The 26,314-nt window shown below is 62.0% G+C and carries 21 protein-coding genes and 1 pseudogene; 7 read left to right on the forward strand and 15 right to left on the reverse strand.

Going from position 1 to position 26,314, the window contains the following annotated elements:
- A pseudogene (locus HB676_RS32140) lies at positions 1-427 on the reverse strand (flagellar protein); the annotation flags it as partial.
- 363 nt (positions 428-790) lie between these two features.
- On the opposite strand from HB676_RS32140, the gene flbT reads away from it, so the two are divergent.
- Positions 791-1,219 carry a flagellar biosynthesis repressor FlbT gene (flbT, locus tag HB676_RS32145; RefSeq protein ID WP_213742529.1) on the forward strand — a complete coding sequence of 143 codons (429 nt, stop codon included), beginning with the start codon at positions 791-793 and terminating at the stop codon, positions 1,217-1,219.
- Positions 1,220-1,306: 87 nt separating this feature from the next.
- On the opposite strand, the gene HB676_RS32150 is transcribed toward flbT, so the two are convergent.
- The 4 genes from HB676_RS32150 to HB676_RS32165 form a co-directional block, all read right to left on the reverse strand.
- On the reverse strand, positions 1,307-2,794 hold the full coding sequence (locus HB676_RS32150) for a pyridoxal-dependent decarboxylase (RefSeq protein ID WP_346347474.1): 1,488 nt from the start codon (positions 2,792-2,794) through the stop codon (positions 1,307-1,309).
- The gene (locus tag HB676_RS32155) at positions 2,791-3,927 is read right to left on the reverse strand and encodes a hypothetical protein (protein WP_213742581.1); all 1,137 of its coding nucleotides are present in this window, start codon (positions 3,925-3,927) and stop codon (positions 2,791-2,793) included. The genes HB676_RS32150 and HB676_RS32155 overlap by 4 nt, the downstream gene beginning before the upstream one ends.
- 82 nt (positions 3,928-4,009) lie before the next feature.
- Positions 4,010-4,795 (reverse strand): hypothetical protein, encoded by a 786-nt coding sequence (locus HB676_RS32160; RefSeq protein WP_213742530.1) that lies wholly within the window; start codon positions 4,793-4,795, stop codon positions 4,010-4,012.
- Between the two features lie 106 nt (positions 4,796-4,901).
- Entirely contained in the window at positions 4,902-6,497 is a 1,596-nt protein-coding gene (locus HB676_RS32165) for a tetratricopeptide repeat protein (protein WP_213742531.1), read from the reverse strand.
- A 201-nt stretch (positions 6,498-6,698) separates the two neighbouring features.
- On the opposite strand from HB676_RS32165, the gene HB676_RS32170 reads away from it, so the two are divergent.
- The gene (locus tag HB676_RS32170; RefSeq protein ID WP_213742532.1) at positions 6,699-8,303 is read left to right on the forward strand and encodes an ABC transporter substrate-binding protein; all 1,605 of its coding nucleotides are present in this window, start codon (positions 6,699-6,701) and stop codon (positions 8,301-8,303) included.
- 103 nt (positions 8,304-8,406) lie between these two features.
- On the opposite strand, the gene HB676_RS32175 is transcribed toward HB676_RS32170, so the two are convergent.
- The 7 genes from HB676_RS32175 to HB676_RS32205 form a co-directional block, all read right to left on the reverse strand.
- The gene (locus tag HB676_RS32175; protein ID WP_213742582.1) at positions 8,407-9,624 is read right to left on the reverse strand and encodes a hypothetical protein; all 1,218 of its coding nucleotides are present in this window, start codon (positions 9,622-9,624) and stop codon (positions 8,407-8,409) included.
- Between the two features lie 4 nt (positions 9,625-9,628).
- On the reverse strand, positions 9,629-11,269 hold the full coding sequence (locus HB676_RS32180; RefSeq protein WP_249780567.1) for a hypothetical protein: 1,641 nt from the start codon (positions 11,267-11,269) through the stop codon (positions 9,629-9,631).
- Between the two features lie 200 nt (positions 11,270-11,469).
- Positions 11,470-13,794, reverse strand: coding sequence for a flagellar hook associated protein (locus HB676_RS32185; RefSeq protein ID WP_213742533.1), 2,325 nt, complete (start codon positions 13,792-13,794; stop codon positions 11,470-11,472).
- Positions 13,795-13,804: 10 nt separating this feature from the next.
- Positions 13,805-15,682, reverse strand: a complete 1,878-nt coding sequence (gene flgK, locus HB676_RS32190; protein ID WP_213742534.1) for a flagellar hook-associated protein FlgK — start codon at positions 15,680-15,682, stop codon at positions 13,805-13,807.
- A gap of 49 nt (positions 15,683-15,731) precedes the next feature.
- Positions 15,732-17,561 (reverse strand): flagellar hook-basal body complex protein, encoded by a 1,830-nt coding sequence (locus HB676_RS32195; protein WP_213742535.1) that lies wholly within the window; start codon positions 17,559-17,561, stop codon positions 15,732-15,734.
- 197 nt (positions 17,562-17,758) lie between these two features.
- A complete protein-coding gene (gene msrB, locus HB676_RS32200) occupies positions 17,759-18,259 on the reverse strand; it encodes a peptide-methionine (R)-S-oxide reductase MsrB (RefSeq protein ID WP_213742536.1) in 501 nt (166 codons plus the stop codon).
- A 64-nt stretch (positions 18,260-18,323) separates the two neighbouring features.
- Positions 18,324-19,892, reverse strand: a complete 1,569-nt coding sequence (locus HB676_RS32205) for an FAD-binding oxidoreductase (protein WP_213742537.1) — start codon at positions 19,890-19,892, stop codon at positions 18,324-18,326.
- Between the two features lie 157 nt (positions 19,893-20,049).
- On the opposite strand from HB676_RS32205, the gene HB676_RS32210 reads away from it, so the two are divergent.
- The 3 genes from HB676_RS32210 (at position 20,050) to HB676_RS32220 (ending at position 21,811) form a co-directional block, all read left to right on the forward strand.
- The gene (locus HB676_RS32210) at positions 20,050-20,592 is read left to right on the forward strand and encodes a histidine phosphatase family protein (protein ID WP_213742538.1); all 543 of its coding nucleotides are present in this window, start codon (positions 20,050-20,052) and stop codon (positions 20,590-20,592) included.
- A 122-nt stretch (positions 20,593-20,714) separates the two neighbouring features.
- Positions 20,715-21,140, forward strand: a complete 426-nt coding sequence (locus HB676_RS32215; protein WP_213742539.1) for a universal stress protein — start codon at positions 20,715-20,717, stop codon at positions 21,138-21,140.
- A 110-nt stretch (positions 21,141-21,250) separates the two neighbouring features.
- Positions 21,251-21,811 carry a carboxymuconolactone decarboxylase family protein gene (locus HB676_RS32220; RefSeq protein ID WP_213742540.1) on the forward strand — a complete coding sequence of 187 codons (561 nt, stop codon included), beginning with the start codon at positions 21,251-21,253 and terminating at the stop codon, positions 21,809-21,811.
- 7 nt (positions 21,812-21,818) lie between these two features.
- Here HB676_RS32220 and HB676_RS32225 read toward each other — a convergent pair whose 3' ends face one another.
- A complete protein-coding gene (locus tag HB676_RS32225; protein ID WP_249780568.1) occupies positions 21,819-22,427 on the reverse strand; it encodes a hypothetical protein in 609 nt (202 codons plus the stop codon).
- A gap of 77 nt (positions 22,428-22,504) precedes the next feature.
- Here HB676_RS32225 and HB676_RS32230 point away from each other — a divergent pair, with 77 nt between their 5' ends.
- Positions 22,505-22,939 carry a hypothetical protein gene (locus HB676_RS32230; RefSeq protein WP_213742541.1) on the forward strand — a complete coding sequence of 145 codons (435 nt, stop codon included), beginning with the start codon at positions 22,505-22,507 and terminating at the stop codon, positions 22,937-22,939.
- A gap of 139 nt (positions 22,940-23,078) precedes the next feature.
- Here the strand turns inward: HB676_RS32230 and HB676_RS32235 are convergent, their stop codons facing one another.
- Positions 23,079-24,053, reverse strand: coding sequence for a fatty acid desaturase (locus tag HB676_RS32235; protein WP_213742542.1), 975 nt, complete (start codon positions 24,051-24,053; stop codon positions 23,079-23,081).
- Between the two features lie 214 nt (positions 24,054-24,267).
- Positions 24,268-24,774, reverse strand: a complete 507-nt coding sequence (locus tag HB676_RS32240; RefSeq protein WP_213742543.1) for a ferritin-like domain-containing protein — start codon at positions 24,772-24,774, stop codon at positions 24,268-24,270.
- A 421-nt stretch (positions 24,775-25,195) separates the two neighbouring features.
- Between HB676_RS32240 and HB676_RS32245 the strand changes: the two genes are divergently transcribed.
- A complete protein-coding gene (locus HB676_RS32245; protein ID WP_213742544.1) occupies positions 25,196-26,302 on the forward strand; it encodes a YbhN family protein in 1,107 nt (368 codons plus the stop codon).
- The last annotated feature ends 12 nt before the right edge of the window (positions 26,303-26,314 follow it).

The following is a 26,314-nucleotide window of genomic DNA, read 5'->3' on the forward strand; positions in this document are numbered from 1 at the left end:
AGCCGGCCGTGGTGGAGGCGAAGGTCGCGTCAGTCGCAGACGGACCGGTACCCAGCAGGTTGTCGGCGGTCGCGCCGCTGATGGCGCCGGTCGTTACGTTGGATTTGGTCGAGTAACCGACCGGGCTTTGCAGCACCTGGTTGGCGATCGACTGGGCGGAGGCGACCAGGCTCTGCAACGAGGTGATGCCGGTGTTGGCGGCCTGCAGGACCTGCACACCGTTGCCGATGCCATCGAGCAGGTTGTTGATATCGCTGGCGCGGTTGTTGAGGCCCTGCGCCGTGAAGAATTCCGTGGGATTGTCCAGCGCCGAGTTGACCTTGTTGCCGGTGGAGAGGTCATTCTGGGTGGTGGCGAGCAGTGACGCGGTCGACTGCAGGGAGAGAAGGTTCTGGCGAACCGAAGCCGAAAGAACGATACCTGACATTTTCATACCTTTCTGGTGTGAAATTAGAGTGCGAGCGTAATCCCCACCTTTTCTGATCGGGGAACCGGGTTACGTTGGGAGCTAGCCGCTAACAAAGCATGAATCGGCATGTGGACTTCGGCCTGCCGGCCATGCCGACAACGCGCCCCACATGTTTTCCCTTTCGCACAATTTGCAGAATCGCATTGATACGACTGCACATTTTCGTACCGCCGCCGCGCATTAACCAAGCGTTAACTACAATCGGAAAGGATTGCGTTCGCGTTAGCCGGCAGAGCGACAGTTGCGTCGCCGGCGCGACCCAAACCGATACTCGTTCGAATGCATTGATGACGCCCCCAGAGGCGGCAACGGAGAACAGGCATGGCCCTAAAAGTCGAGCTCAAGCCGCACGAACGGATCATTATCGGTTCTTGCGTGGTCACCAACACCGATCAGCGCGCCCGATTGCTGATCGACGGCGACAAGATTCCGATTTTGCGCGAGAAGGACATCATGACGCCGGCGATTGCCGATACGCCGGCCAAGCTGGTCTATCTCGCCGTGCAGCTGATGTATATTTCGCCGGATCCGCAGATCAATCACGGCACCTACTTCAATCTCATCCGCGATATCGTCACCGCCGCACCGAGCGCCTGGCCGATCATCGAGGGCATCAACACCAATATCCTCAAGGGCGATATGTATCAGGCGCTGAAGGAAGCGCGCAAACTTGTCGCCTACGAGAAGAAGCTGCTGGATCTCAATGCGGCGCGCAACAAGGCCAAACTCGAAGCGCGCAAATCGGCCTGACATAAGTCTGCCTGATAACGGACGACTTATATCGACCACGACTTATATCGATAACGGCGGAGCTGGCGCGGCTTCCGGTCGCCGCCGTCAGGCCGCCGACCGCCGCGCTCCGAATTCAAGCACCGCCGCAATCAGCGCATCGAGATCGCATGTATCGGTGCGGTGATTGACGATCGCCGCGCGTATCGCGAGCTGGCCATCCAGAACCGTGGTCGACGGCGCCGCGATTCCCGATTCCTGAATATCGGCGACAACAGCGTCATTGAGCCGGTTGAGTTCGTCAATCCGGTTCGCGTCATCGGCGCGATAACGGAAGCAGACGATATTAAGCTGAACCGGCGCCAACAACTCGAGCCGCGGCTCGGCCAGGATCCGCGCTTCCAGATATCCGGCCAGCGCGCAGGTGCGCGTAATCATCGCACCGAGCTTATCCGCGCCGTAGGTTTTCAGCGTGAACCACGTCTTGAGCGCGCGAAACCCCCGCGACAAATCCGGACCGAGATCGCACGGCCATGGTGAGCCCGCGGCGAGGCCACGGGTTTCCCGGCGCAGATACGCCGCCGGCGCCGCAAAGGCTTCACGATGCCTGACGCCGTCGCGCACGATGAGGAAACCGGCGTCATAAGGCACCTGCCCCCATTTGTGAAAATCAAGCGCGATGGAATCCGCGTGTTCAAGTCCGGCGAGCCGCGGCGCCAATGCGGGCGCGAGAACGCCGAGCGCGCCATAGGCGCCGTCAACATGAAACCAGAGTTTCTCTTCGCGGCACAACGCGCTCAACGCGGCGAGGTCATCGATGCCGCCGATATCGACCGTTCCAGCCGAACCGACCACCATAAAAGGCATCAACCCCGCTTCACGGTCAACCGCGATCTGGGCGCGCAACGCCACAACATCGATGCGGTGCGATCGATCGGTGACAATGCAACGCAGCGCATCGCTGCCGAAACCTGCGAGATCCATCGCCTTCGACACACAGCCGTGCGCGGCGGTTGACGTATACGCCGTGAGCAGAGCGCCTTCGCTTCCAATGCCATGCCGCCGAACCTGCGCTCCAAGCATCGACGCGCGCGCCACCAGCACCGCCATCAAATTCGCCATCGACGTGCCGGTGACGAAAATTCCGCTCGCCTCAGCCGGGAAGCCGAACATCACGCGCGTCCATTCGACGATCTGACGTTCGACCTCGATTGGAATGTGATCGCGTCCGCCGAGATTGGCGTTCAATCCCGCCGCCAGCATCTCGGCCAGCATGCCCACAGCGGTGCCGCCACCATGCACCCATCCCATGAAGCCGGGATGCACGTTGCCCGTCGCATACGGCATGATGGATTCGGTGAATTCGCGATAGACCTCGCCGAGATCGGAGGGTGCTCGCGGAAGATCGTCGCGAAACCGCGCGCGGATATCATCCGGTATCGGGCGCCAGACCGGTCGCGCGCGAATATTGGCGGCGTAGTCGATCATGTCATCGAGCATGCGATGACCCTGGGCGCGAATCTCATCCCAATTTTGCGGATCCAGCGTTTCACTCGACGTCGAGATCAACGGCGCCTCATTGGGTGGCGCAGTCACGCCGCCTGCTCCCGCGCATGCCGCGCGCGACGCTCCAGCATCGCCTCAAATGCATCGAACACTTTGCGCATCTGCGGCGCCTTGTACGGAAAAATCTCGGGCGGATCCATGTTATGGACGATCGCGGTATTGTCCGCCTCGAATATCAGCAACGATCCATCTTTTGTTTCCGCGCAATCCACCATGAAATAATCGAGACCGATGCGATCGATCATGCCGGCCAATGCCGTTGCGTGCCGGCGCGCAAAGCCGATATCGAAAGTGTGCATGAACGTTTCTTCCTCGAGGCGCTTGCTCGCGCTCTGCGTCATGCCGGCGTTGAGATACCAGATATCCCAGCGATCGGCGACCGCCAGATGGCACGCGTAAGGTTTACCGTCGACGATGACGATGCGGAATTTGCGAAACAGGCCGTCGTCGCCGGAATAATCGACAAAGCGCGAGACGAAGAATTCCTGCACCTGCTGTTCGCCGAGATAATTTTCGAGAGCAGATGCATCGTCGATCTTCGCCAATCCCTTGCCCGCATGAGATCCGCGCGGCCGCACGATGATGGGAAACGCAACATCATCAGCGGCAAATTGCGCACGATTCACAGCGATCGTTGCGGGAATCTCAAGACCCTCGATGCCCGTGAGCAGACCGTGCAATTTGTCGCGATCAAGATTGCACACGCGATGCGGCGGATTGAGCAACGGCCGCGGCCAGCTAGCGGCGACGTTATCGATCATGCGAAGCGTATCGCGGCAATCTTCCGAGTCCGACGCGATCACGATCGCGATGTCATGCTCGGGAAGCGGGCGCGGCAATTCGACTTCCGGAATGACATAGAGCGTCATCAGCTCGACGCAGGGATTTTCGAGCAGGAATTCGATCGGCGTGTTGCTGCCCATATCGGTTGCCGCGGCGAGCGCCAGCACACGCAGCGGCGGCTGCTGCACCGAACATTTCGAGCGAAACAATTGATGCGATTTGAGGATCTCATGCTGGATCGCGAGACCGGCCTCCTTGTCGCCGAGCAACTGCGCGATCAGCGACAGATCAAGTCCCTCGCCGGCTTCGATGGTGCCATCCATCAGCTTGGCGATCAGCGCATTCCACAGCGGGCGAAGATCGGCTCCCGTGGCGGCCATGGTGGTGAGCTTCGCAAGACCGACGCGGTCGGCGCAAGGCAATTGCGCTGTCGCGATCCCCTTGGTGACGGCGGCGTCCATCTTACGCCGCATCGGTCGCGAGCGCCGGCACCGGTGCTGCGAATTGCGACGAGATATCGCCGTGGAACACGGACGGCCCGACATGATCGAGGCGGCTCTGAAGATCAGTCCAGATTTCGCCGCCGATATCGGTCCAGCGTTTGCAGAACGCAAAGTCCTCGCTCAGATAAGTCCCGCTTTCCGGATCGATCATGCATTCGAACAAGGCAAACCGGTTCGGGCTTCCCGCCAACGCATCGCGCGAATGTTCGCGAAAGAATTGCAGCGAGGCATAGTCGGGATGCGCGCACATCTTCTCGAAGACATGACGGCGGATCATCAGGAATCCGGTGCCGGCGTAACGCACGCGGGTAAAGCCGTTGACCACGGCGACATGATCCGGGTTTTCGATCTCCAGCACATAATCGAGTGCGGCGGCAGCGACGTTCGGAAGCCCGGTATCGATGGCCCGCTTCGCCTTGTCCCAGTTGACCCGTTTGATCGGATAGGAGCCAGCGACGACGTCCGCGCCGGATTCGATCAACCGAAACACCTGGTCGGGCGTAAAGCCGATATCGGCATCCACGAACAGGAAATGCGTCGCTGTCGGATCGTTGAGGAACAGCGTCATCAGATTGGCCCGCGCGCGCGTGATCAGCGCATCGCCGTCCCGCATCTCGATCTTGAGTTTCACATTCGACAGCGAGCGCACCGCGCTCTGCAGATGGAAGATGGAACTGGCATAGATGGTGGAAACCTGGCCGCCAAAGCAGGGCGTGGCCACCACCAGATGAACTTGCTCGGTCATGAAGGGCTCCGAAGGTGGCGGGTGCGGTCCGCAAATCCTAACCAACAGTAAATAGACGTGGTTAACGAAATCCTAACGCCGGTACGCGGGCCCCTGCCCGGCCCCTCTACCCAGCCAAGTGCCGCAACTCATCGTGGAGACAGCCGATCACGCTGTCCCAATCGCCAAATTCCGGCTGCCGAACCAATTTGGCCTGGGGATACCAGGGGCTGTCATCGCGGCCCCGCAGCCAGCGGAAATCGGCCGCATAGGGCAGGAGAATAACGACCGGCTTGCCCATCGCACCCGCCAGATGCGCCACCGCGGTATCGACGGAGACGACCACATCGAGCAGCGCGATGACGGCAGCGGTATCGGCGAAGTCGCGGAAGGAATCGCCGAGATGAATCAGGTTCGGAAGCCCTTTCAGAACGTCTTGATCGGCGACGCGCATCCCGCTCTGCAGACTGAAACAGCGCAACTGCGGATTCTCGAACAACCCGGCGAGACGCTTGAGCGGAATCGACCGGTTGGCGTCGTTTTTGTGCGACGGCTGACCGGACCAGACGAATCCAACGCGTGGCCCACCCGGCGGCAAACGATCGCGCCATTGTTCCAGCAGCTCAGCCGGAGCCGCGAGATAGGGAATGGCGGCGGGGATCGTGGCAGGCTGCGTGCCGAACGCGAGGGGAAGACTGAGCAAGGGACAATGCAGATCGAACGCCGGCAGCGGCGCGCCTTTGGCGATGACGGTGATATCATGACCGTTCTCGATCTGCGCCAGCAACGGCTGCAATTCCGGCTGAACTTCGCAGATCACCTTGGCGCCCTGCCCCGCGAGCAGCGGCGCATAGCGAATGAACTGGATGGTGTCGCCAAATCCCTGCTCGGCATGCAACAGAATGGTCTTGCCGGTGGCGGGCGCGTCTCCCATCCATAGCGGCTTTTGAAATTGCCGGCGCTGCGCGGCAAAGGCGGCGGTGCGCCAGCGCCATTCATAGGCCTTCCAGCCGGCCGCGAAATCGCCGAGCGAAAGCCGCGTCATCCCAGCCTCGAAATGAGCCTCGGCAAAATCCGGTTTCGCCGCGATGGCGGCTTCAAACCCGGCCAGCGCCTCAACCGGCCGGTCGAGACGGCGCAGCGCATGGCCGCGATTGGTCAGGATCTGCGGATGACCGGGCATTTTCGCCAATGCAGCGTCATAGCTCGCGATGGCTTCAACGGGCCGGTTGAATCGCAGCAGCGTGTTGCCGCGATTGACCAGCGCGCCGACATGATCGGGGGTCTTCGCCAGCGCCGCATCGAAATGCGAGAGCGCATCGTCGATACGGTTCAGCTCGAGATACGTATTGGCGAGATTGTAGAGAATTTCCGGATGGTCCGGCGCGAACTTCAACGCGTTGCGATAGCTTGCGATCGCCTCTTCCAACCGTCCGGTCGCATGCAGCGCCAATCCAAGATTGGACATCGCATCGGCCGAAGTGGAATTGACCCGCAGCGCCTGCGACAGAAAGCGAAGCGCCTCCGTCAGGCGATGGCGTTGGAAGTTGAGCACGCCAAGCAGATGAAGCGCGTCGAAATCTTCCGGCCGGTACTCCAGAATGCCGGCGCATAATTTCGCGGCGCGATCGAGATCACGCTCCTCGAACGCGCTGTAGGCCTGCCGCTGCAGGCGCGACAGGTTCGGCATTCCCGCGGAGGCATTTTTCCACTTCGCCGACAACAGACCTTCTCCGCCAGGACAAGCCGCTTCGAAAGCCTGCGCCGCTCAAGCGATCACTTTCGAATCAGCCAATGCCCGGCAAATTATCATTTTCCGTGAGCGACCGCCCTCGTGCACGCAACTTTGACGCAGCGGCAATCCGGCGTTCTGGTCCGCAACTTGCATTGAAAATCATAACAGTTCTGCGAAATGGGTGATCCAATGCGATTTTATCCGATTTCCTGCGTTATCGTGCTGGCCGCATTACTTCTGTCGCAACAACCCGTTCGGGCCGATACGACGCTTCGCATCGCGATGACCGCGGCCGATATCCCGACCGCGACCGGCCTTCCCAATAACGGCTTCGAAGGCATGCGTTTTCTCGGCTATCCGATCTTTGAAGGACTGGTGCTGTGGGATCTGGCGAGTACCGATCGTCTGGCGGGCTTGCGTGCGGGACTTGCGGAGAAATGGGAGCAGGCTCCTGACGACAACAAGACCTGGATCTTTCACCTGCGCCACGGCGTCAAATTTCACGACGGCAATGATTTCAACGCCGATGCCGTGATCTGGAATCTCGATCGCTATTTCAAAAGCGACAGCCCGCAATATGAAGTGGCGAGTTCTGCGATGACGCGCGCACGGGCGCCGCTGGTCGCGTCTTACAAGAAGATCGACGACGACACGGTCGCGATCAGCACGACCAAGCCGGCGTCCTATTTTCCGTTCATGGCGGTCTATATTCTGTTCACCTCGCCCGCATCTTTTGAGAAAGCCGGCCATGATTGGGCTGTTGTCGCCACCCTGCCCGCGGCCGGCACCGGACCTTTCAGGATTTCGAAAGTCGTGCCGCGCCAGGAAGTCGATCTCGACCGCTGGGACGGTTATTGGGACCCGGCGAAGAAGGCCAAAGTGGATCATCTGGTGCTGATGCCGATCCCCGAAGCCAATGCGCGGCTCGCGGCGTTACGTTCGGGCCAGGTGGACTGGATCGAAGTGCCGCCGGCCGACGGCATTGCGTCGCTGAAATCCGCCGGCTTCAATGTCACGACCGGTTCTTATCCGCATGTCTGGCCATGGTTTTACAACATCGGCGCATCAGGCAGTCCCTTCAAGGACGTCAAAGTTCGCCAGGCCCTGAATTACTGCATCGATCGCGAGGGCCTCGTGACCCTGCTCAACGGCACCGCCGAACCTTCCTTGGGCTGGCTCAAGACCAGCGACCCGAATTTCGGCGCGCCTGCCAATCGCTACACATTCGATCCCGCCAAGGGCAAGGCGCTGCTGGCGGAAGCCGGCTTCACGCCGCAAAAGCCGCTGACGTTCAAGGCAATGATTTCGACGTCCGGCTCCGGCCAGATGCTGCCGTTACCGATGAATGAATTCCTGCAGCAAAACCTCAAAGAAGCCTGCGGCGTGAACGTCGAATTCGAGGTAGTTGAGTGGCAGCTCCTGCTTACCGCGGCCCGCGCGACGCCCGACAGCCCGAGCCTCAAGGGCGCGATGACGCTCAATATCAGTTCACCTTCCTCCGACGTCGGCATCATGGCGCGCTATTTCTCGTCGGCGAATTTCTCGCCGAACGGTTTCAATTTCGAGCAGTGGAAGGATGACGAATTCGACACCGCGCTGACCACGCTTGCGGAAACCAGCGACCCCGCTGTGATCACAAGCGCGCTACGCAAGGCCCATGAGCGGCTGGTCGATAATCCGCCGTGGCTTTATATCGTGCACGACCTCAATCCGCGCGCGATGAGCCCCAAGATCAAGGGTTTTGTCTCGCCGCAATCGTGGTTCGTCGATCTGACGCTGGTCAGCATGCAATAAAAGATTGATGTAGGACTCGGGCGAGTTCATCCTTCGAGACGCATCGCTTCGCGATGCTCCTCAGGATGAGGTCGGAGAAAGTGCAACGATTCAAACTAAAGCGTTACGCCGCGCGTTCCCGGTCAGGCCGGGAGCGGCGCGACAACATGGCCGCGAAGGCGTCGAAGATTTTGCGCATCTGCGGGGCCTTGTAGGGATACAGCTCCGGCGAATCCATATTGTGGACGACGGCAGTGTTGTCGGCTTCAAAGATCAGCAATTCGCCGTTCTTGTTTTCCGCGCAATCGACCGTGAAATAGTCGAGACCGATCCGGTTCGCCATCGCGGCAAGCGCGCTTTGATGGCGGACCGCAAACTCGTTGTCGAAGCTGCGCATGAAACGCGCTTCCTCGTTGCGCTTGCTCTCGCTGAAAGCCATGCCGGCGTTGAGGTACCAGATGTCCCAGCGATCGGCGATCGCCATATGGCAGGCATAGGGGCGGCCATCGACCAGAACGATCCGGTATTTGCGAAACAGACCATCGTCATCGGCATAATCGACAAAACGCGTGACGAAAAATTCACTCTCCGGCCGCCCCGCGAGATAGTTCGCGATTCCAGCGCGATCGTCGATCCTGGCGAGCCCGACGCCGGCATGCGAACCGCGCGGACGAATGATGATCGGAAACTGCGCGGCCATATCGGACAATTGCGCCCGCGTCAGACACGTCGTCGCCGGAATATCCAACCCCTCGATGCCGTCGAGCAGGCCGTGCAGCTTGTCGCGATCGAGATTACGCACGAGGTGCGGCGGATTGAGCAGCGGTCGCGGCCAGCGCGACATCGCCTGCTCGATCTTGCGCAGCGCGTCACGACATTCCTCCGAATCCGACGCAATCACGATCGCGACGTCATGGTCCGGCAGCGGCATCGGCAGTTCCACGCCGTCGACGACATACAGCGTCTGCAGTTCGATGCCGGAACCTTCCAGCAAAAACTCGATCGGCGTGTTGCCGCCCATATCGATCGCGGCCGCGAGCGCCAGAACGCGCAGCTTCGGCTTTTCCACCGCGCATGGCGAGCGGTAGAGCTGATGAAAGGCGAGCACTTCCGCCTGAATGGCAATGCCGACCTGCTTGTTGCCCAATAGCTGCGTGATCAGCGACAGGTCGAGCCCCTCGCCCGCGCCGGCGGTTCCCTCGGCGACCTTCGAGAGCAGTTGATCCCGCAACGGACGCAGATCCGCGCCGCCAAACGCCATCGTCGTCAACCGGGCAAAGCCAATTCGCTCGGCCGTTGGATAGCGCGCGAGACCGGCGACCTCGCCGTTCTCAATTTCCATGTTCTCAAGCACCATGGCAAACCTCCGCTAAATCCGCATTGTCCATCTGCGCCAGCAGCCATTCGATCTTGGCGACGACCGTGCCGACATGGCCGAGTTCACGTTGCAAATTGCCGCGCGCGATATCCGCATCCGGCGACCACACCTCGGTGACCATGCGCGCGCCCGTGCAGATGCGCAGCGCCGCGATCGGCTGTGCCTCGCAGCCCAGCGCGACCGGCTGTCCGATCAGGCAAGGTTGTGATGCGACCGCGGCCGGCGCGTCGGCGGACGCCACGTCGACCGCGTCGCGCGCCAGCGCGCGATATAATTTCTTGCATGCTTCCAGCGAGAGAATGCGATCGCCACGCCTGATCACGAATGGAAAGATCGTCCGCTGCGAAAACTCGTCCTCGTCGGCGCCTTCAGCGCCAGACCTCTGTTGCGGCGGCAACAGCCGAAGCGACGGGGAGGATGCGATGATCCACTCCACGCCCTCGCCGAAAGTCGTCAGTGCTGACAGGCGAAATGCGTCGGGCACGCGGTAATAGGCGCGGATTTCCTCCAGCGCCGCTTCCCAGCGCAGCCATTGGCCGACATTGGCGCGAACCGGGAAACGCGACCGCAAGCCCGGCCAGTTTTGCGGCCAGTCGCTGCGGCTGGAGTATTCGAGAAGTCCCGGCGCGATATCGCCGGCCGCCTCGAAGCCTTGTGCCAGTGCCGAGGGCACCAGTAACGCACCGCTGAAGGGCGGGCCGGTGAAGAACTTGGAGCCCGTTATCAGCACGAGATAGCCGCGATCGAGATAGTTTCGCAACCGCGCGCGGCCAAGACGCATCTGGCAGGCATCGACCACGACTTGCACCTGATGCGGCCAGCGCCGCGATATTTCCTCAAGGCATGACTCGCTCGGGGCGCGCCATCCGAATTTCGAGGAGTCCATGACCTGCAGCAGCACATGGCTTCCATTGGCGATGGCGTTTTCGACCGCGCGGATAACCATCGCATCGCTTGCCGTCCCTGAGCGGATGTCGCCGGCTTCGTCGAACAGCCGCAGCGCGACGCTGTTGACGAAAGGTGCCAGCCCGGCGATCGGCTCGCCCTTGCGCACCCGGCTGCCATTCGCCGTCTCAACGCTGAAGTGACAGCCGCGCGAGGTGTTGACGGTGCCGCTGCCGGTTTGATCGGCGGCCACGATCACCGTCGTCACCGCGGGCCCAAGCCGTGCCCGCGTCAGGAACAGCGCCTGCAATTGCGCGTCGGTGCCGGACGGGGAAAACACCACATCGGCTTGGGTGCGGGATAATCCGAGACAGGCCTTCAATTCGTCGCGCATGGCCTCGACGCGCGCATCGAACGCGGCCTCGATGCCGACGACGATGGCCGACTGCATCAATTCGTCCCGCGCTTCCCGCGCGCGATCGTAGCCGCGCTCCGAAATCGAGGTCGCGGTGGAGGAGGAGAAGGTCAGCGTATCCGGTGAGGGAAACGGCCGGCAGCCATATTCATTGAGCCCGGTCGCGGGATTGATGGTCAATCGCGGATCGCCGCCGCCGCTGAGCAGCCGGTCCAGCGGCGCGAACAGCTCGGCCATGGCGGAAGCAGAGCGGGACTGATCCCTCGGGATCGCTTTCTCGGCCATTTGGTCGGCCACTGGCTCGGCCATCTGCAATCGAACACCGCCGTCGCGCATTGCTGGGACCCCACGCCTATACCGCCGCGCATGGCCAGCGCGACACAAAGGCCTCAAGGGGTGCCAACGCGGCGTTAGCCTGCTTTCCAAGAAGTAAACAGCTATGGTTAACGAAAGCTTTATTTCGGGAGCCGTATGGTGCCGGTATCGCCTCCCCCGACTAGGCCAATGGATTATCCGCCGGCCGGCAGGAACTTGGTCAGGGTCAGGCCGGCGAGCATCGAGGTGGCCTCGTAGGACGCCGACAGGCTGTTCTGCAACGCCAGAAGCTGGCTCGCGACCTCCTGCGTCGAGACGGTCTCGGTCTGGTCGATGACGTTCTGCAATTGCGTCGTGCTCTGGGTTTGCCGGGCGGCGGCATCCTTCATGATGCTTTGCGCGGCGGCATAATCGGTTTGAATGTCCGAAACGCTCTGCTGGCCAGGCTTGGCCGTCAGGTTGGTGGAGATGCGCGAACTCAAGGCCGAGATCTGCGCGGCCGAGTTGGTCCCGGTCGGCGAGACCGAGACGGCGGCGAACACCGCTACTCCCTCGATCTGCTGACGGATAGCCTGCTCATTGGCCTGGGTGCCGTATTGCACCGTGATCGATGGATCGATCCGGGCCGTCTCCGACCCCCGCGGCGAGGGGGACGAATTGCCGGTGTACCAGGCCACCGTGGTGGCGGAGCCGTTGACCAGCGAATTGCCGTTGCTCGAAACCCGCAGCGGCGGCTGGACCGCTGATATGGGCGAGGAGCTGAAACCGAGCGAACTGAGCGCGGCCGAATTCGAGCTTGAGATATTCAGGCTCGCGGCACTGTCGCTGTTGAATTCAACCACCCCACCGCTGACGGTCGATGGCGTCGAAGTGCCGGTGATCGTATCGACAGCGCCCAGGAGAGTGCTGACGGTCGCCGTGTTCAGGTCGATGTAGGTGGTATTGAGCGCGTTGCCGGCCGCGTTGGCGGTGGGCGGCGTGGCGGTGGAGTTATAAAAAGAAATCGTCTTGCCATTGACGCTGATGGTGTCGCCCGGCGCGAAACTGGTGGTCAGCGAATTCGATCCCGCCGGACCGGACAAGGCTGTCGTGCTCGAAATAACCGACGGCGCGGTTGTGACCGCGGTTCCGGCGGCGCTTGCCGAGCCCGTGACGGGGCCGCTGAAGCCGAGCGCCGCGAGATCGCCGGAGGACGAGCTCGAGATCGAGACACCGCCGGCGACATCGTCGTTCAGCGTGATCACGCCGCCGCTAACGGTCGATGGCGTTCCGGTCCCTGTGATCGTGTCGATCGATGTCAGCAGGCTACCAACGGTCGCTGGGGTCGAGCCTCCTAGATCGAGGTAGGTGGTGCCGGGAGTGGTGCCGGCCGCGGTCGGCGGCGTGGTGCTGGAGTTATAGAACTGGATCGTCTGGCCGTTGACCGTAAGGGTGTCGCCGGCTGCGAAACTCGGGGATACCGAATTGCTGCCGGGGGCACTTGATAGAAGCGTCGAGCTGGTAACAGGCACGGAAGCCGCGGTGCTGGCGACGCTGCCGGTGGCGGTCCCGGACGGATCGAAGAAATCATTGCCTGCAGCCACCGCCGAAGCCGCCACCAGTGTCGTATTGGCGAGCGTGCCAATCGACGAGTTCAGCGCCGTGTTCAGATTGGCGGCGGTCGCGGCAGGGTTAGCGCCGATGGTGAAGCTGCCGGTGGGAGGCGGGTTGGTGTTCGTCGCGGTCAACTGAACCGACGCGGTGGTGCCGTCGGGCAGCTTGAAGTTAAAGCTGATCGTGTCGCCCGGATTGGGGTTGGTAGCGGGGTTGTTGGTTCCCAGCGTCACCGCTTCGCTGCTTGGCGAACCGGACGGCGCGGATACCGACGAGCCGGTCAGAGACGAGGTGATCGAGCTCAATTTCAGTCCGAACGGCGAGCCGGCGACGTCCTCGGCGACCGAAACCGTATTCGGGGCCGCCGTGCTCGGCCCCGTGATCACCAGGCGGCCAAGGCCGGTGGTGCCGTCCGCCTGCGCGCGCTCGGCGATCACCTGTTTCAAGCCGGCCTGGGTCCCATTGCCGTTCATGATGGTGTCGACGGTCGCCACGGACGGCGTGTTGATCGCGCTGCCGGAAAAGATGAAGTTGTTGCCGACCTGGGTATTGAGAATGCCCACGATTGACGACAGCTCGGTCGCCGCATTTTGCTGCGCGATGGTCTGTCCGGTGCTGTTGAGGGCTTGCGGCGTGCTGGCGGCGTCGCTCTGCACCTGCCCCGAGATGTTCGACAGCGACTGCAGCGCGGTGTTGGCCGCGCTGATCGTCGTGTTGACGTTGGTCATGGTGTCGGTGAACGCCGAAATCTGGGAGAGCTGCGCGCGCGCCGCGATCGCGAAACCCTCATTGGTGCCCATGCCGGCATAACTGGTCGATTTCTGCCCGGTGGCAAGTTGCGTCGACAGGTTGTTGAGCTGGGTGTTGAGATTTTGGACCGCCATCCCGAACAGCGAGCCGCCAAATCCTACGCTATTGATCGACATCTGGATCGCCTTACATTTGAGCCTGAAGCAACGTGTTCATCATGCTTTGCACCACCGACATCACATGCGCGTTGGCGGCGTAGGCATTCTGCAGCGCGATCAGGTTCGACATTTCGGTGTCGATGTTGACCGCGGCTGTGGAATTGAATTTCTGCTGCAGCGTGCTGACCACGACGTCTTGGCCCTGCTGCAATTGCGTCGCTGACGCCGCCGCATTGGACTGCAGGCTCATGAACTGCTGCAGGTAGCCGGGGATCGTGCCCGTAAGCGGCGTCGGGTTCGAACCCAGGCCGGTTTTCGGCGAGTACGTGAACGTGCCCGCCGTCAATTGCGTATAGATGAAATCCGAGCGCGTGGTGTCGCCGGCCGCCGTCGGCGGGTTCGTGCTGTAGACCGTCAGGTTCGCCGGGTTGTTGAGCAGCGCCGAATTGACCGTGATGCGTCCGGCAAGGCCGGTCATTTCCGAGCCGTTGCCGGTGATCGCGCCGGTGTAAGGCGACCCGGCGTCGGTGAACAACGCCAACTGGGGATTGCCGCTTGTCAACGAGGTCGCCGTGGTGGTGACGGCGGCCGAATTGATGGTCGTCGCCCCGGAAGTGCTGTTGAGCACCTGCAGCGTATTCGATCCGGCAGGCGTATTGGAGAATTGAAGATTGCTGGAGCCGAGCGCCGCATTCAATTGGGTAACAGCCGATGCCATACCGGCGGCGAAGTTGATACCGATCTGCCTTGGATTGGCGTTGGGTGCGTTCGGCAACGGCAGCGCGCTCGGATCGGTCACGTTGACGATCTGAATTTTCTGCTGGGTATTGGTCGCGGTGTTGGTGAGGGTCAGATTGATCGTGTTGCCCGGCTGCAGGTTCGATACATCGAGCGAGAAGCCGTTCTGCGATCCCGAATTGACGGCCGTACCGGCCGTGGTCTGATCCGACAGCGCGCTCGACATCGTCGCGGCCAGTTGATCGACCTGCGACTGCGCCTGCACCAGAGTGTTGTCGCGCAACGTCAGGTCGGCGGCAATCCGTCCCGAACTGATCACGTTGTTCGAGATCACATCCATGCTGGCGCCGTTCGGAAGCGTGATCGAGAGCGACCCCACTCCGGACTTGGTCGGATCGGTATTGTACAGCGTGTTGGCGGTGAGATTGCCGGGCGACGTGAAACTGAATTTGGAGGCCTGCGAATTGGTGACGAGTTGAACGCCGGAATTCGTAAAAATGCTGACCTGGTTGGCACCCGACGTGACGACCCGAACATCTACCAGACCCGACAGATCGTTGATCGCGTTGTCGCGCTGATCCTCCAGCGTCGCGGCGCTGGGATCGCTCGGGCTCAAGCCCTGCAATTGCGTGTTGATCTGCGCGATCTGGGCCAGATCCGCGTTGGCCTGGTTCACGGAGGTGCCGATATCCTGCTGCACATTGGTGCGCAGCGACTGGATGCCTTGCGAGGTTGAATTGAGCTGCTGCGCCAGCGCCTGTGCCGCCGACAATGCGGTGACCTGCGTGGTCTGGCCGCCCGCGCTGGTCGACAGCGCCTGAATTGCGGTGGTAAAATTATTGTACGCGCTTTCAAGCGTGCCGGTGCCGCCGGGCGTGCCGTAGACGGTCTGCAACTGGCCGAGAATATTCGCGGTCTGGTCGGCATAGCCGGCACCGGATGTTTCGGTGCGCAACTGGTTCTGCACGTAGACGTCGAGTTCGCGGTTGACGCCGGTGACCGCAACGGTCGAGCCGGGCCCGCCGCTGCTCAGTTCGATCTGGTTGGCGTTCTCGGTGACGTAGCCCGGTGTCTGGGCGTTGGCGATATTGCCCGATGTAATCGACAATCCGAGCTGGTTGGCGCGGATGCCGGACATCGCATTGGCGAGGGCTGAACTCAAACCCATCTTTGTTACCCGCCTTGAGTTACGTCACGCCGAGGGGGTGCCGCGCCAATCAGCGCAGCACGTTCAGCAGATCCTGAACCATGTCGTTGGCCGTGGTGATGACCTTGGTGTTGGCCGAATAGGCCTGCTGCGTCACGATCAGCTTGGTGAATTCGTCGGCGATGTCGGTGTTGGATCCTTCCAGCGACGAACCCGAGATCGTTCCGGAAGCGCCCTCGATGGCCGGACCGGATTGATCGGTGACCGCATAGGCGCCGCCATCGAGCGCCTTGAGGTAGTTGGTGCCGTTGAAGTGCGACAGCGTCACCGAAGCCAGGTCGATGTTCTGGCCGTTGGAGAACGTGCCGACCACAAGGCCGGAATTGTTGATCGCCACCGACTGCAACTGGCCGGCCGCAAAGCCGTTCTGCGAGACGGTGCCGACCGTGGCGGTGCCGCCGGTGGTGGCAAATTGCGTCAAGGCGCCGGAGCTGACATTGAACTGGACCGATCCAAGCGACTGACCGTCCACCTGGACGCTCGGGATCGTGATGCCCGAGCCCGACGGGCTGGTGAGGTTGCCGTTGGAGTTGAAGACGAAGTTCTGGCCGGCGTTGACCCAGGCGGTCTGCCCGCCCGTCGCCGTGGTGTCGGTCTGATAGAACAGATTCCAGGTGTTCTGATGCCCGGGGCCCAGCGTGGCGCTATCGGTCATGGCCCAGCGCAATTGCAGGTTCACCGGCGTTCCCGCGGAGTTGTAGGCCGTCACGGCGCCGCCGCTGATGGATTCACTGGTGAAGGCCGTCAGGTCGCTCGCGACAACCACACCGGAGCCGGTGTTGGTGCCAGGTGCCATTGCCTTGCTGATTGTCCCTGTTCCGAGACCAAGCCCCGCGAGCGCGGCCGTGTTGCTGCTTGTGATAGCCAAATCCTGCGTCGTGCCGGTGCCGATGGTGATCAGACCGGCGGGGCCGGGGCTGGCTCCCGAGATGCTAGCCGGGCCACCGGTGATCGACGAAATCTTGTTGAGCAGCGCCTGCATATTGTCGGTGACGTTAAGTTGGTTTCCAGTGGCCCCGGAAGCAACGAAAGTGATGGTCGTGCCGTCAACCGTGATGGTGTCGTTGACCGCGAACCCCGAAGCCAGCGAGTCGGTTCCGGTGGCGCCCGACAGCAGTGTCGCGCCGCTGATCGGAGCCGGCGTTGTCATCTGGTTATTGACGGCGGTGCCGGTGATATTGGCGTTGATCGGCGGCGCCGCCGTGCCGAAGACCGTGGGATTTGTCGTGAAGTCGTCAGGGTTGAGACCGCCGGCTGCGACGATCGATTTGGGCGCGCCCGTGGGGCTCGACGCCGTGACCGGAACGGTCGGCAGGTTTGCGGCGTATTGAATGGCGGTGGTGGCCTGCGCCGGAATGAAGTTGTTCTGAAACTGCAGGACGGTCGGAACGTTGCCGAGCGGGTTGCCGGTCTTCGGATCGACCGCGACGCCCATCAGGTAATAGCCGGCGCCGTTGACCAGGTTGCCGTTGTCGTTGATCTGGAAGTCGCCGCGCCGCGTGTAGTCGACGACGCCGCCGAAGGTCGGCACGTTGTCGGTGATGCCGCTGGGCTGCTGCACCGAAAAGAATCCGTCGCCGTTGATCGCGATGTTGGTCGCCACCGTCGAGGCCGAGACCGTGCCTTGCGTGGTGATGGTCTGTTGCGCGAAGGCGGTCACGCCGCCGGCCACCTGCTTGTTGGGTGTCAGCGAGTCCGGGATCAGATCTTCGAAACTGGTATCGATGCCCTTGTAACCGACCGTGGAGGCGTTCGCGATGTTGCCGGAGATGTTCTGCAGGGCGAAGGACTGAGCCTGCAAACCGCCAACCGCGGTGTTAAGTGCGTCGAAGATACCCATAACGTTGTCTCCACATTCGATCCGGACAGCCCGCCGGCATCGCCAGGGCGTGGCTGTCATCGAAAGAGACATCGCAATCGGCGTGCCAAATATGAAAATGCATGTTTTTCAATGGCTTGAATAAAAATGCCCCAGTCCATGGACCGGGGCACAATTGCCGGGCGGGCAACAATTGCCGGGAGCAATAGGTCTTTTGATCAGCTCGATGTCGGCGTCGCCGGATGGAACTGCAGGGCGAAACCGTCCATGCAATAGCGCAATCCCGTCGGCTTCGGACCGTCATTGAAAACATGCCCGAGATGACCGCCGCAGCGGCGGCAATGAATTTCGGTGCGCAGCATTCCAAGCGTGCGGTCTTCATGCTTGCCGACGGCGTTCTCGAGCGGCTGATAGAAGCTCGGCCAGCCGGTGCCGCTCTCGAATTTCGTTTCCGAGGCGAACAGCGGCAGGTCGCAACCGGCGCAGGCGAAGGTGCCCTTGCGATGCTCCTTGAGCAGCGGGCTCGTCCAGGGCCGCTCAGTGCCTTCCTGGCGCAGGATCTGGTACTGCTGCGGCGTCAACTGCGCGCGCCACTCCGCATCGGTCTTCTCGATCTCGAACTTCTCCGCGGCCGCGGCCGCGGAACCTCGCAACCAGCGTATGGCGGCAAGGCCGAGGAAACCGGCGGCGGACGCGAGCAGGATACGGCGGTCAAACATGATGGTCTCCGTGCAAGGCGAATAAGAATGGTTCGCCTTCAAATACGGGGCACTCGGGCAGAAGTTACACCGATCCCGGCGGAAACTTCTCACTTTCCTGCGAGTGCATCAGTTCCGGCGAATGGCCCTGTTCGGCCACGCCGGGGCTTACCAGGGCGGCATTTACCTCGGCGGGAGGCCTTGAGCTGGGAGGACTTGAGCCAGGAGGACTTGAACTGGAAGGACTTGGGCGCACCGGGCGCGGCCGGCCCGGCGGCGGGCGGGGCCGCGGTGGCCGGGTTCCGGCCTGCCGGTTAGCCTCCGCCAGACGCGCATCGCGGATGCGCTCCTTGGCCCGCGCCCGCTCACGGTAACGCGCCAGCGCGCCGGCCGCGGCCGAGGCTCCCCGCTCCCAGGTGGCGATCACCTGCCCGGCGACGCGTCCGGTTGCGCCACCGGCCCAGACCAGTTCGAACGGCGAAAACAGCCGCCAGCGTTCGTCGCCCCACAGGATGCTGCGGGCAATCAACTGTCCGGCCATCGCCGCCGTGTTCATGCCCTGACGGCCGAAGCCGCTGGCGACCCACAGGCCGCGGCGCAACTGGCCGATCTGCGGCATGCCATGCACGGTCTGCCCGATCGCGCCGCTCCAGGTCTCCGATATCTCGACCCGCCCGAGCTGCGGGAAGATCGTGCGGATGCGGCGCGCGATAGCGGGCGCAAACCGCTCCGGCCGCGCATCCCATGTGGTTTCCGGACTGGCCCACATCAGGCGGTCGCCATCCACGATCCGGAAATGATCGATGCCGTCGGTGTCGGTCACCGATCCCTGAAACGTAACGGCATCAGTCAGGCGCTCGCCGAGCGGCGCAGTCACCGCGGCGTAGCGCCAGACCGGCAGCAGTGTTTCCGACAGCCGCCGCAACGGCGCGCCGAGATGGATGTTGCCGGCGAGCACGATATGCGACGCGCGCAACCGCGCCGACGGCGTCACGATCCGCTTGCGAATGCCGGAGGAATCGATACTGACGACCGGTGTGTCCTCGAAAATCCGCGCCCCCGCCCGCCGCGCCAGCGCCGCCAGACCGTGGACATATTTGCGGCCATCGACCTGAAACGCTTTGGGATAATACACGCCGTGAAAATAGCGATCGGTCTTGAGATGATCGCGGACGCGATCGATCTGCCAGCCCTCCACTTCGGTTTCGAAATCCTCGCCGAGCATCTGCAACCGGCTGATCAATTGATCGCCGACATCGACATTGGAGACTTCAAGCGCGCCCTCGGTCAGCGCAATGCCGGGCATCTGTTCTTCCGTCGCATTGGCGCGAATGGATTCGGCGCCCTCCCTCGATAGCGCCCATAATTCGCGGGTGTCCTCGAAGCCGATCCGCGCGATCAAGTCGGAGATCGGCAGGCCGAAGCCCGGCATCACAGTGCCAAGCTGATGGCCGGAGGCGTTCCAGCCGACATGGCGGCCTTCGAGCACCGCGACACTGGCGCCGAGGCGCGCGGCCTCCAGCGCTACGGTGAGGCCGGCGAGCCCCGCGCCGACCACACAAATGTCAACATCCAGATCGAACGACAACCGCGCGCGATCGCGAAACGAACCGCCCTCACCGCCGCTGGTCGTGCTTGTGGATGTCTCGCTCATGCTGTTTTCTTACGGACCGATCCGGCGCTTGTCACCTTGTCCTGAGATAATCTATTGAAAAGCACCTGATCTTTTCGCCAAACCGCCCCACACTTTGGCGGATCGTGTGCGGGCCTGTACATTAATCGGCAGAGTTGAACCGAATCGAGATCGCGCCATGCGCCGTTTGCTGCTGCTGCGTCACGCCAAGACCGAAAGCGACGCACCCAGCGGTCGCGACAAGGACCGCCGGCTCGACGACCGCGGCCGGCGCGACGCCGCCGAGATCGGAGGCTGGATCGGCCGGCACCCGCCTGCTCCCGATGCCGTGCTGGTCTCAAACGCGGTCCGGGCGCAGCAGACCTGGGAGATCGCCTGGGAAGCCATGAAACGTCAGGTCCCGAAACCGCAGGTGGAGACCCTGCCGGAACTCTACGGCGCCGATCCGGCGCAACTGCTGCAAGCCATCCATGCCGCCGGCGCGAGCGACCCGAAGCGGCTGATGCTGGTCGGGCACAATCCGGGAATGCATGAACTGGCCCTGGCGCTGACCGGTGGCGGCGATCCCGCCAGCCACAAGGCGCTTGCCGAAAATCTGCCGACCTCGGGTCTTGCCGTGTTCGACTTTGCGATCGACGATTGGGCCGATGTGGCATTCCGCCGCGGACGGCTGGTGCAATTCCTCAGTCCGAAATTACTGAAACAAGGATCAGACGATTAAAGCATGACCCGGAAAAGTGGGAACCGGTTTTCCGAAAAGGTCATGATCAAACAACAGAACGCGTCAACCGCGTCATCCGTCTGTCAATGTGTGCTACATTCATGCGCAACAGGGAGGCGCAGATGTTCAACTCTATTCTCGTGCCGCTTGATCTCGCCGACACCGATCTGGCGAAACCCGCGATCGCGACCGCGGCGACGCTGTCGCAAACCTGGAGCGGTTCGGTGCGCCTGCTCAACGTCATGCCGATGACGCCGGTGATGCTGGCTGAATATGTGCCGGCCGATTTCGACGTCCAGCAACGCCAGACCTCCGAGGAAGCGCTCGCGATCGTGGCGCGCGAATCCGGCATCGACGCCCACCGTATCTCCAGCATCGTGCGCCAGGGCGGCATCTATCACGAAATCCTCGAAGAGGCCGCCGCGATCAAGGCCGATCTGATCGTGATGACGTCGCACCGCCCGGCGATGAAAACCTATTTTCTCGGCTCCAATGCCGGGCACGTCGTGCGCTACGCCAAATGCTCGGTGCTGGTGGTGCGGCATTAAAACGATTTGATGACGACCTCGCGCCTTCCGGAACCGTCGTCACCGTCAATTCATTTGCTATCCAGGCAGGCGCGATCAACGATCGCGCGCTGACCACTGGAGTATGTGATATGCGCTTGCCCATCATCCCGCCCGCGGAACTGAACGCCGAGCAGAAGCCGCTTTTCGATGACATGAAACAAGGTATCGCGGCGAGCTTCCAGGGCTTCGTCAACATCCGTGATGACGGCGCCTTGCTCGGCCCGTGGAATCCATGGATCCACGAACCGAAATTCGGCAAACCGGTATGGGAATTGACCAAGGCGATGGTTTCAAGCCCCTCGCTTCCGGGTCCCGTGCGAGAAGTCGCGATCCTTGTTACCGGCTCGCACTTCAAGTCGGCCTACGAACTCTACGCGCATGTGATCGTCGCCGAAAATCGCGGCCTGTCGGACGAAAAACTGGCAACGATCGTGGCTGGACAACGCCCCACCGACCTGACGCGGCCGGAAGCCGTGGCGTATGATGTGGCCTATGCACTAGTCAATGGCGGCGTGCTACCGGAATTGACGTATCGTGCAGCGGTGCAGGAATTTGGCCAGCATGGCGCGGCAGAGCTTTCCTATCTTATCGGGCTCTATTGTCTGGTGTCGGTGACGCTGAACACGTTCGACGTTCCCGTCCCCGATTAAGTCCGCGTTACGGCAGCAACGCTTTCGGCAGATGATCGAACGAATAGGCCAGCGGCCGGTTGCGCCCGACAAAGCCGCCGACCTGCCACGCAAACAGCGCGGCGAAGCCGACCAGGAACAGCGCACCGGCGAACTCGCCGGTCGCCAGCGCGCGCACCAGCAATCCCGACATCGCGGTTGCGACCAGCGCCAGCAATAGGATCGCCGCCGCATAGATGCGCGGCTTGAGGCCGCCGGCGAGATTCGCCCGGCTTCCGGCCTGCGCGAGGCGCGCATGCAACGCGGTAATGAACGCGCGGTAGTCCTGGTCCTGCGGCGCCATCAGCGCCGCACTCTGCCAACTGGTCGAGAGAATGGCGATGCGTCCGCCATCTTTGTTGCCGATGTCGGCGCGAAACCGGCGCGACTGCATCGACACCGGCCGGTATGACAAGCGAATGGCGTTGATATCGGTGTAAGGCCACACCCCGGATTTGCCGGCGATGCGCCACGATAACCCCGCGTCGGTCAATTCGAACAGATGCGCCGCCCCAACCAGCGAGGCCTTGTAGGCGTAGCGGATGCCGGGCACGTCCGCCGCCGCTGTCGTTGCCGGGTCTTGCAGTGGCTTGGACAATCCGATCAATCCCGGTCAGGCCGGCGCAATCGCGTGTCGGCTTGCGCACGCCGCCGGCTTTATCTTACAAGCGGAGCATGGCCGAGACGACCTATTTTCCGCGCCGCCTGATCCTCGCCGGTGCAATGATTTCCGGCGTGCTGCTGGCGCTTGCCGTGCACATGCTCGGCGCGCGCTTCGGGCTCGATCTCGGCGGGCTGTGGCGATCCGATACGCACCAGTTCATGCCGCCGGGTTCTGCGATCGCCTGGTGGCTGATCGCCACTGTCGGTTTCTGCGGGGGCTATTTCACCGCGACGCTGATGGACAGCGCGGTGTCGGGACAAATCCCGCACCGGATGCGCCAGTTCCTGATCGGGGTCGGCGTGCTGGTGCTGGCGGGCGCCGGCCAGGCCGCCTCGGCGCCGAGCCCGATCCCGACGGTCTCGGGCGTGCTGGCGGGACTGGCGGCGCTGTGCCTTGGCGCGGTGATGGCGTTCTGCGGCGCTCATTTTGCGCTGCGCAAAGCCTAGAGCCTTTTCGGTTCTGATTAGATCAGAACCGGGCTCTAGTATTTTGTTTGACGCGTTTTCTTCACGCGAACCGGTATCCACGGAGCCTGTCATCGGGCGCGCGTTCGCGCGACCCGTTGGCTCGAAAACGCTCTAGAACTTATCGCTTGAGTCCGGCGTCGGGCGATCGTTGGGGCGCGAGCACTTTCGGCAATTGCACATCCCATGCGAGCCCCAACAGAACCAGCAGACGCAGGAACAGATAGGTCAGGTCGAACTCCCACCAACGGTGCTGGTTGGAGGCGGAGTTGGGATCGGCGTGGTGGTTATTGTGCCATCCCTCGCCGTTGGTGATGATGGCCACCAGCATATTGTTGCGGCTGTTGTCGTCGGTTTCGTAGTTGCGATAGCCGAACAGATGCGGAAAGGAATTTCCGCACCAGGTGATATGCCAGACCAGGATGGTGCGGATCACGACTCCCCAGAGCCAGATGCTGGCGCCGAATTGCGCGGCCGCGCTGAGCGTCCCGCCGAACAACAATTCGATCAGAAAGCCCGCGGCAAAATACACCAGCGATTGCCCCAGCGTGATCCACACCACGGCGCGCTCGATCCATCGATAGAATTTATCGCGGACGATGTCGCGCGCGTAACGGTCATAGGCCACGCCGCGGCAAAGATCGGTGTTTTCGAGAAACAGCCAGCCGGTATAGGACCAGAACAAATTGACCAGCGGACTGTGCGGGTCGGCCTGATCGTCGGCGCGGTGATGGTGCAGGCGATGCGTGGCAACCCAGCGTGCCGGCGTATCCTGCACGCAGCAGACCGCGAGCATGGCCAGGGCATGTTCGAGCCACAACGGGCAACTGAAGCTGCGGTGGCTGAGCAGACGGTGATAGCAAAGATTGATGCCACCGCTGCCAAACACGAAGACGCCGGCTATCGCAAGCGCGACACCGGTCCGGCTGAAGAACCAGGGCAGCAAGGCCAGCAGCGCAAGCAGATGATAGGTGCCAACCGCCGAGGCGTAGCGCCAATTGATCTGTCGTTGGCAGGCGCCGATCGGGATCGACAAGGGACGCGCCCGGCAGGTCGCGACATCCGGGCCCGCGCTGGCTTGGCCAATTTCATTCATCAACTGGCCCTGCTCCGCGATGTCAGTCTGTCTTGTACACGGCTTCGGCCTGAACACATCAGGGAATGCTGTGGAACCGACAGTTCCCAGCGCATTTATCGAGAAACGCGGCTCCCTGTTCCCGGACACACCTTCGCAAACGCGAAATGCCGCGCAGATCGCGCCGCGCGGCATTTTGTCTCAATGTGTCTGACGCAAGATTTCGCGCCGGAAATCAGCTTGCGGCGCGCAGATTGATCCGGCTCTCCGCCAATGTGGTCAATTTCTTGTCGGTCGCCTTTTCTTCGTCGAGCGTCTTTTGCAGGACGCTGGCGCAATCATTGCGGCCGAGTTGCTTCGCCCACGAAATCAGACTGCCGTAGCGCGTGATCTCGTAATGCTCGGCGGCCTGGCCGGCGTTGATCAGCGCTGCATCCAGCACCGCCTTGTCCGCGACTTCGCCGGTCACCTCGTCGGCTTCCTTGATGATGCCGTCGATCGCCGGACAATCGACCGCCTTGACCTGCGCGCCGTGCATCTCGAACACCTGTTCAAGGCGCTGCACATGGGTCTTGGTTTCCTCAAGATGGGTCAGAAAGCCCTGCTTGAGCTGCTTGTCCGTGGCCTTTTCGGCCATTTTCGGCAGCGCCTTCACGAGCTGCTTCTCGGCATAATAGATATCCTGCAACTGATGCACGAACAGGTCATCCATGGTCTTGATGTCGTTGGTGAACAGTCCCATCGTTTCAATCCTTCCTTGTTCCGGGAACACAACGGCGCGGCCCGTTCACGCCGGCACGCGCACACCCATGTTCGATTGCTGATACGGCGCTAACCGGCTGATCGCGCCGTTGTTCCTGACGACAGTGAAAACGCCGCCAGGGAACATCGGGAGCAACATCAAGAGGAACGTCGCGCGGAATACGAGGTGCGGCCAAACGCACCGGTTCGAGACTCGATTCCGGCGCCGCAACGCCTATCTAAGGCTTGTCCAGAACTTGGGGTGTCGCATCGATCCAGGGTGCAAGCTCGCGTTGTCAAGGGACTGCACAACGGGATGTTTTTGCCTTATGGGTCTTGGTTCCGGCGCCTTTTGCGGCCACCAGCCAATGATCGCTTCGGAAAAGGCCCGCAAATTGTTGCCGCCCCCGCCGGGAGGAAGAATGCATCGACTGCTGACCACGCTGCGGCGTGGCTTCAAGGAACGGATCGGATGGAAACGGGTCGGAATCGCCGCCAGCCTCCTCATCGTCGCCTTTGCAATCACGACGCTGGTCCGCACCCTCAAGGGCGTCGATACCGGCGTGATCCTGACGGCGCTGACCGAGATTTCCCCGCACCGCATCGTGCTCGCCGCGCTGTGCGTGATCGGCGCGTTCTGTACCCTGACATTCTATGATTTCTTTGCTCTGCGGACGATCGGCAAGAAGCATGTGCCCTACCGGATCGCCGCTTTGTCGAGCTTCACCAGCTACTCGATCGGCCACAACATCGGCGCCACCGTATTCACCGGCGGCGCGATCCGTTTCCGGATCTATTCGGACTATGGGCTCAGCGCCGTCGATGTCGCCAAGATCTGCTTTCTCTCTGGCCTGACCTTCTGGCTCGGCAATACCTTCGTGCTCGGCATCGGCATGGCCTGGCATCCCTGGGCGGCCTCGGCGATGGACCAGCTTCCGCCCCCGGTTAACAGGCTGATCGCGCTTGGCGCCCTCGCCGCCATTGTCGCCTACTTCGTCTGGTTGACGCTGGGTGAGAAGCGGCGCGAGCTCGGGCAAAACGGCTGGAAGGTAAGGCTGCCCTCGGCGCCGCTGACGCTGGTGCAAATCCTGATCGGCGTGGTCGATCTCGGCTTCTGCGCGCTGGCGATGTATTTGCTGATGCCGATGCAGCCCGACATCGATTTCATTTCGCTGGCGGTGGTGTTCATCCTGGCGACCCTGCTCGGCTTCGCCAGTCACGCCCCGGGCTCCATCGGCGTGTTCGACGCCGCGATGCTGGTCGCGCTGCCTCAGTTCGGCAGGGAGCAATTGCTGGCGACGCTGGTGGTGTTCCGGATCCTGTACTTCATGATCCCGTTCGGCATCGCGATTTCCATCATGGGCGGGCGCGAATTATGGATGAGCGTGATCGTACCCTGGCAGAAGCGCCGCAAACTGAACGGAGCCTATCCGGCCCCGGTTCCGACCTCTGCGACCGTCCCTCGCCCGGTCGAAGCCGTCGAGAGCCTGCAGTCGCAGCAACGCGTGCGACGCTCATCAAAGATTTAAAGCGTTTTCGAG

The sequence above is a fragment of the Bradyrhizobium sp. dw_411 genome, from assembly GCF_018449695.1.
Taxonomy (GTDB): Bacteria; Pseudomonadota; Alphaproteobacteria; order Rhizobiales; family Xanthobacteraceae; genus Bradyrhizobium.